This is a genomic window from Paenibacillus sp. sgz302115 (assembly GCF_056120445.1).
On record NZ_JBVYOK010000014.1, the window covers coordinates 176,968 to 184,459 of the forward strand.

At 50.9% G+C, this 7,492-nt stretch carries 6 protein-coding genes; 5 read left to right on the forward strand and 1 reads right to left on the reverse strand.

From position 1 onward, the window contains the following. The first annotated feature begins 24 nt into the window (after nucleotides 1-24). Nucleotides 25-1,098 (forward strand): Gfo/Idh/MocA family protein, encoded by a 1,074-nt coding sequence (locus AC0LWN_RS23205; RefSeq protein ID WP_474669509.1) that lies wholly within the window; start codon nucleotides 25-27, stop codon nucleotides 1,096-1,098. Nucleotides 1,099-1,209: 111 nt separating this feature from the next. Here AC0LWN_RS23205 and AC0LWN_RS23210 read toward each other — a convergent pair whose 3' ends face one another. After that, nucleotides 1,210-3,141, reverse strand: a complete 1,932-nt coding sequence (locus AC0LWN_RS23210; protein WP_474669511.1) for a beta-N-acetylhexosaminidase — start codon at nucleotides 3,139-3,141, stop codon at nucleotides 1,210-1,212. An 84-nt stretch (nucleotides 3,142-3,225) separates the two neighbouring features. Here AC0LWN_RS23210 and AC0LWN_RS23215 point away from each other — a divergent pair, with 84 nt between their 5' ends. From AC0LWN_RS23215 to AC0LWN_RS23230, 4 genes are all read left to right on the forward strand, one after another. Beyond that, a complete protein-coding gene (locus AC0LWN_RS23215; protein WP_474669513.1) occupies nucleotides 3,226-4,086 on the forward strand; it encodes an AraC family transcriptional regulator in 861 nt (286 codons plus the stop codon). A 620-nt stretch (nucleotides 4,087-4,706) separates the two neighbouring features. After that, nucleotides 4,707-6,353, forward strand: a complete 1,647-nt coding sequence (locus AC0LWN_RS23220) for a sensor histidine kinase (RefSeq protein WP_474669515.1) — start codon at nucleotides 4,707-4,709, stop codon at nucleotides 6,351-6,353. A gap of 24 nt (nucleotides 6,354-6,377) precedes the next feature. Continuing rightward, a complete protein-coding gene (locus tag AC0LWN_RS23225) occupies nucleotides 6,378-7,013 on the forward strand; it encodes a response regulator (protein ID WP_474669517.1) in 636 nt (211 codons plus the stop codon). A gap of 58 nt (nucleotides 7,014-7,071) precedes the next feature. After that, a complete protein-coding gene (locus tag AC0LWN_RS23230; RefSeq protein ID WP_474669519.1) occupies nucleotides 7,072-7,404 on the forward strand; it encodes a hypothetical protein in 333 nt (110 codons plus the stop codon). Nucleotides 7,405-7,492 lie beyond the last annotated feature (88 nt).

Here is a 7,492-nt window from a genome sequence, read left to right on the forward strand (position 1 = left end):
TGAACGGGAGAAGGGAGAATGGGTATGGAGAAGATTGTATTTGGACTGGTAGGCGGGGGCTGGCGTGCAGAATTTTATTTGCGGATCGCCAGAGAGCTGCCGGAGCGATTCGCCGTAGGCGCAATGTTCGTCCGCAACCGGGACAAAGCCGAAGCGTTGAGCAGAACCTGGGGAGTCCGGGTATACACCACATTTGAGGAGTTTATTGCGGCGGGAGCCTATTCCTTCACCGTAGTCAGCTTGAAAAAGGAGATCAGCACAGAATACGTGATCAGGCTGGCCGAAGCCGGAATTCCGGTGCTGGCTGAAACGCCTCCTGCGCCGAATTTGGAGCAGCTCATTGAGCTGTGGAACCGGGCAGGCCGCTCCGCCACCATTCAAATTGCCGAGCAGTATTTATTCCAGCCCATGCATGCGGCAAGAATTGCGCTGGCTGCTTCGGGACGGCTGGGCGCCATCAGCCAGGCTCAGGTGTCGGCTGCGCACGGCTATCACGGAATCAGTCTGATCCGTCATCTGCTGGGCATCGGCTTCGAGACCGTTAGCATCCGGGCGCACAATTTTCGTTCTTCTATTATAAAAGGACCAGAGCGGAGTGTGCTGCCTTCAGCCGAAGAAACGGTGGAGAGTGTACAGCTGCTTGCCACTTTGGACTTTGGAGACAAGCTGGGAGTGTTCGATTTCACCCGCGACCAGTATTTCTCATGGATTCGCCGAAGCCGGGTTCTGGTGCGCGGGGAACGCGGGGAGCTCTCGAACGAGGATGTATCCTGGCTGCAAAGCTATGATGCACCGCTGTACAGCAAGCTGCGGCGGATCGACGCCGGACATGGCGGCAATCTGGAGGGCTTTTACCTCAAGGGTATTATGGCCGACGGTGAGTGGCTGTACCGCAATCCCTTTGCTCCGGCCCGGCTCTCGGAAGAAGAGCTTGCTATTGCGGAATGCCTTGTCCGGATGCAGCAGCATATCCAGGGCGGGCCTTCGTTCTACAGTCTGGCTGAAGCCAGCCAGGACCAATACCTGGCACTGCTTCTGGAGCAGGCGGCATCGGGCGGGGAAACGGTAGTTTCACAGAGCCAGCCCTGGGCGGAATGAACAGGAGAAATGACGCTGAATAAATTGAAGGCTGCTGTATTCGCAGATAGGTTTGCGGATACAGCAGCCTTTTTGATGATGTGCCGGACTTCTACTATAGAAGAATAAGTGTTACAATGCCTTCGGTTCGGCCAGCTCTGCCGCCAGCTTGCTGTATTCGGCGCGGAGCCGGACAAGCCTTGAGACACTCTGCTCCAGGCCGCCGAGCCGGTTGCGCTGAAGCCATAGCTGCCGGTAGTGATGCAGCAGAATATCGAGGTCCCTGATCTGCCGACGGATCAGGGCTGCATTCAGTTTTTCCGGCTCTGAGGCCAGCAGTAATTTAATCCGGCCAAGCTGTACCGCATGTTTTACAAAATGAATGCCGCTCTGCAGCTCTTCCATAACTAGAGCGGCATCTTCGCATTCCAGCGTTAGATCCTCAAGCCGATCCTCCACTTCGCTGATATACTGCTCCAAACGGTCGAAATGTCCGGCTGTAAGCTTCAAGGCAAGCCCCACATTGTGCAGTAGGGTGCGCAGCAGCATCGACAGCTCGGTATCGTTCGGACGGGAGATCCCGGACTCAAGCTTATAGTAGTTCCCGAGATCGAGCAGCAATTGGCCGATTTTCCCCGAACGGTCATAGAATACGGAGGTATTCAGATATTCTGCAACATCCGCTTCAAGATTGTTCTCGACATTCCATGCTACCGCCGCACCATATACAAATCCGGCATAGCTGACTGGCAGGTGCTGCCAATGTCCGAAGTCCCCCCAATCGGTAATAAGGTAGCCAATGGCACCATTATTTTTGCCGTGAATCGCGGCGCTCCGCAGATTAGCCAGCATATTGTCGCTGCGTCCCGTGAGAGAATTCCAGGAGCTGGTCCCCGGACAGACATAGAAAGGAATTCCCGCTTCCCGGAATTTCAGCGTTTCCGCCTCGAACGGGTGCTCCGCGCCATAACCCCATTCCATAGCAATAACATCCTTGGGAAGCTGGGGGATCAGCTCGGGGTGCTGGAGAATAATATCGCCCCAGAATTGCATGGTTTTGCCGCGTTCAAGAACAAGACCATGAATCTTCTGAAGAAAAGACAAGTATAGCTGGCCTTTGCCCTTTGAATCTGCCGTGGCTTTGCTCTTGCCAAGCCCAAGCTCATACGTCTCATCACAGCCGACATTGAACAGCTTCGAGGAGAAGTAAGGAAGCAGGTCATCATACATTGTACCCAGCAACTCAAGCACTTCAGGATTTTCGGTATGGAACGTTCCCGGGTGCATGAACAGTCCCTCCGGGTACATATCGTTATCGTACATATGTTTCGGGAACATGAAGCCTTCGGGAATTTCAGCCAGGTCATTGAACTCGGGACGGGTCAGCCAGCCCTCCATGTGCCCAAAGCTGTTTTGATTCGGAACAAGCTCAATATAACGCTCGCGGCAGTAAGCATCCAGCAGCAGAATTTCTTCACCGGTAATAGGGGTTTCCAGCTCCCAGACCTGAGGGAAGGACTCGTAGGCGAATGGAGAACCTTCTATATATAACTGCAACTGATTCAGCTTCAAATCGGCCATGAAATCTATGATCCGGTACAAGGTTTCCAGCTTGGGAATTTTGTTGCGGCTGATGTCAATCATAAGTCCTCGCGCGGGAAAATCCGGTTGATCGCTGATCTGCAGAAAAGGCACTTCTCTGCCGCATTGCCGAATAATCTGTTTCAATGTGGCTACAGCATAAAAGGCACCTTCCGGTGAGCTGTAGGTTACGGAAATTCCGCTCTCCCCTACATGGAGTTCATAGCCTTGCTGAGGCAGCAGAGGACTATAACTAAAGTAGTAGATAGGACGAACGGATGGACGTGTGCCTACAGATAGCGGCACATTCAACTGAAGAGTCTGTGATAGTACAAGCTGAAGTTTGCGGGCAGCGGGGATTACGGCATGGTCCTCCTCACCGCCAAGAACGATACTGCCTTTGGCCGGGAGATGGAACTGGCCCTTGGACCAAACCATTGACCGCGGGTGAGGGAGAAGCTGCAGGTTGTGTTGCTCAGACATAGCGTGGACACCTCTTATTCATGTAGAATATGATCATCTTCAGATTAACCATATCACTCTAAAACACAGGGAGGAATACAATGTATGCCCAAGGTCATGGATTATATGATCAGTCCATACCCCATAAGGATTATTGATCCCAAGGTGGAATCCTCCAAGCTTAGGCTGAAGTCGATTCAGATTGGGCAAGCGGGGCATTTGCCGGGAAGAACCCTGTTTCGTTCTAGCGTAGTATTCGGGCATTGGGCACTTGTCTATATTTTATCTGGAAACGGCACTTACACGGAGAACAATGGCAAGCTTCAGCAGGTTCGCGGCGGCAGCCTGTTTTTCTTTCGTCCGGGTTATACCTATAGCTTTGGTCCCCCGCCAGGCGGAAGCTGGGATGAATATTATATCAACTTTAGCGGAAGCCGGGTTGCGGAATGGCTGGAGGCAGGACTAATAGCGGAGGGAACTGTTTTTCAGAACAATAACAATGCGGTGCAGGGTCTTTCGGCCTTGTTCGAGCAGGTGCTGGAGCTGATGGATGGCGGTGTTCCCGCAGATGCCGACCGGGCGGCCCTGGTGCTGGAGAGTATGCTGCTGGAATGTTCGCCTATCACCCAAGACAATCAGCGTACTTGGCAGACAACGCTCATGCCGCAAATCCGCGAGGATTTGAACTCCTGCATTTATGGGACGCTGGACCTTTCGGAGATTGCCGCCAAACACCATATTTCAATGTCGACGCTTCGCCGCCTTGTACGCCGCAGCAGCGGCTACCCGCTGCATGAATATGTCCACCGGCTTAGAATGGCGGAAGCAAAACATTTGCTGCTCAATACTTCCCTGCAGGTCAAAGAAATCTCCGGGATGCTTCATTACAGCGATTCTTTTTACTTCTCAAGGTTATTCAAGAAATATATGGGAGTCTCTCCGCTGATTTGCCGCAAGAATCTATAGTTATCGACATAATTCTACTTTGTCCAACAGAATAATGTCGGAAAATGGGTTTTTTTATTGACACTTGCAAAAATGTGGTGCTATTATTTAGATAATATTAGCAGTTTTTACGATAGTTCTTAAAGACTATGCCGGAGATGAAGCCATGAGGGAATTTTACTGCATCAGTTGCTGCAGTCTCCATAAGGTGGACACACGAAACCATAATGTGCGGATCTTGTCCACCGGGTATCATATCGTTGGCGAACAGCGCTATCAGATTTGCATTTGCAATCCATCCAAGTTGCCTAAAGATTTGTCAGCGGTAGCCGAATAGACTGCGAACGACTGGAATGACTAGGACAACCACAGATATAGCAGCCATAGCAGCCTGTCCATTTTTTTGTGGGCGGGCTGCTTTATGTGCTTTGAAAATACCCGAAATTTATGAATTCGCTATCATTTGCAGGGGTGGATGGCTTTCAATAAAAAAAAGCCTGAAAATATAAAATTCCTCTGAAATGAAAACGTTGTCAGCAAAAAAGGGAACTTGTTATTGTGATTTTTCTCATGTATGATGCTGTTAAACAAAGCTTAAAATAAGCTCGCATTTTCCACAAACTGGAGAATTGGGTGGTGGGATGAAAATTAAGTCAACCGCGGAAGACAGAATGATTTCCTTTTACAGAATTTTTTCTTTGTCCCTCACATCACTCATGTACCTCCTGGACCATACGGGGCCTTCCGTCATCTATAAATCCCTATTAATCATGGCACTATTCTTATTTGCCCAAGTATTCACGATCGTGTACCGGAGGCTGCGTAAATGGCCGCGTTATCTAATGCTTGCTGTAAGCATAGAAATGGCTGGAATCATTGCATTGATGTTATTTACTGGAGGGTATGACAGCTCATTCAAAATGTATGTGCTTAATCCTGTGCTGATTGCAGCAGGATCATTGTCATTTTATTTTGGCTGGAGTCTACTCCTGAGTTATATCGCTATAGTGGCTGTTAGCTGCTATCTTTTCCTGAATTCTGCCGGCAGAACTTTCTCGGAAGTTGTGCTTGAGAACGGTAACCTGTTTCTAGCCCTGGTACTTACGGTTATAATTATGCAAATGGTTAACCGGATTAAGCGGCAAAGGGAGGCAGCAAACGCACGGACGAACGAAACCATGGAGCATATTAAATCGCTGTATCATATCGTGGAAACCTCAAGCCAGCATGACTTCATGAACATTGGCCAGGTGATCACGGATTATGTGGTGAAGCTGACGAAGCTGGACAAAGCGCTGTTCTGGTTCGCCAAGAAGAGCGGCGAGCCTGCTCCGCAGAGCCGGCAGACCGGCTGGCAGCACGAGGAAGAACGTTTTATTTTCGGGGAGCTGGAGAAGCACGAGCACGAATGGAGACTGCAGCGTGAGCCGGTATTCAAAAGCCTGCCCGGACTCGGGGATTTTCTGCTTATGCCTGTTAGAATGAGCACGCGTTTTGTCGGCATGATCGGCGTAAAGCTGGAAGCCACGGAAGGGCTGGAAGGGCGCAGATGGTACATTCAGCAGTTGATGTTCCTTTCAGAGCTGAGTGCGATCATTCTTGAGCGCCATGAGCTGGGTGTCATCGAGAACCGGCTGATCATCACCAATGAGCAGAACCGGATCGCCGATGAAATGCATGACAGTGTATCACAAAGCCTGTTCGGGATTGTGTATGCGACCCATTCGCTGAAGCAGACGTGGCGGAAGATGTCCGAACCCGAGCTTGAGGAGCAAATCGAGCTGATCCATGACTCGGCCACCAAGGTTGCCAAAGAGCTGCGGATTACCATCTACAGCCTCAGCTCCAAAAAAAGCGGCGGGCCCACCTGGCTGGGCATGGTCCGGTCGCATTTGAAAAGCTTGTCCAGGCTGAACGATGTGGAAATTGAGCTAAAAATAACGGGGGACGATTTCAGTCTCCCTTACCCTTACCATAAGGCGCTCTTCCGGATTATCTCGGAAGCGACAGGCAATGCCATACGTCATGGCGCGGCCAGCCGGGTGGATGTCGAGCTGTCACTCAAGCCGAAATGGATCAGACTTTCGATCATCGACGATGGTGTCGGGTTCGATACTGATCTGCTCTGGACCGAATCCGAGGATAACACCGGGGGATTAGGCATGAAGAATATGCAATATTTGGCACAGTCTTTAGGCGGAGACTTTCAGTTGTCCAGCAGTGAGCATTCAGGCACAAAAATTTTAATTACGATACCTGTCGGCGTAGCTGAATTAAAAAATGCATAAACTTTAGGCAAGGAGGTCGATCTAGTGAAAATCGTCATTGTTGATGATCACCCATTGGTGAGAAGAGGGCTTGCAGCGGTCATTTCCATGCAGTCCAATCTGCAGTTTGCCGGTGAAGCAACAAATGGTCAAGAAGCGCTTCTGGTCATTGAGGAGACGCAGCCTGATCTGGTGCTGATTGATCTGAAGCTGGCTGATGAATCAGGGCTGGATGTCATCAAGGCAGCGCGTTCGCGCGGGCTGATAAGCAAGTTTATCCTGTTGACCTCCTCGGCCAGCAGAGAGGATTTTTTGAAGGCGGAGGAAGTGCTGGTTGATGGTTATGTGCTGAAGGAAGCACTGCCGGAGGAACTGCTGTTTGCCATTCAGCTGGTACATAAGGGCAGAAAGTATTATGATCCCGGGCTGATGGAAGACAAGATGCGGATGAGCGGCAACAGTCCTACCGACGAATTGACACCTAAGGAGAAGGAAGTGCTGATTGAGCTTGGGCAGGGGGCGTGCAACCGGGAAATCGCCTCACGTCTGTTCATCAGCGAATTTACCGTGAAGAAGCATGTCAGCCAGATACTGGCGAAGCTTCAGGTCGCAGACCGGACACAGGCGGCACTCTATGCCAATGCAGTCGGGCTTACCAAGTATGAAATGTCATATGACTAATAATATTTTTTGAAAAATATTTAGGAATACGAACACGGACACGGTTGTCCGTGTTTTTTTGTGTTTCGGGAACAACGGCAGAAATGCCGTTGTTGAAGCTATCGCGGGCGGAATGCCCGGGAACAACGGCAGAGATGCCGTTGTTGGAGCCGCCGCGGGCGGATTGCCCGGAAACAACGGCAGAAATGCCGTTGTTGGGTCCGCCGGGGGCAGGCTGCCCGGGAACAACGGCAGAAATGCCGTTGTTGAAGCCGCCGGGGGCGGATTGCCTGGGAACAACGGCAGAAATGCCGTTGTGGAGCCGCCGCGGGCGGAATGCCCGGGAACAACGGCAGAAGCTCCTAGGCCCCCTAATGAAACTGGAGAGTTGCCCCCCAATTTATTACACTGAAAGAAGAGGGAGGCGAGTTTCATGAAGAAGAGAAAAGCCTATGAGGAAATCCGACTCGAGATTGTGAAAGAAGCACTCTCTGGGATCA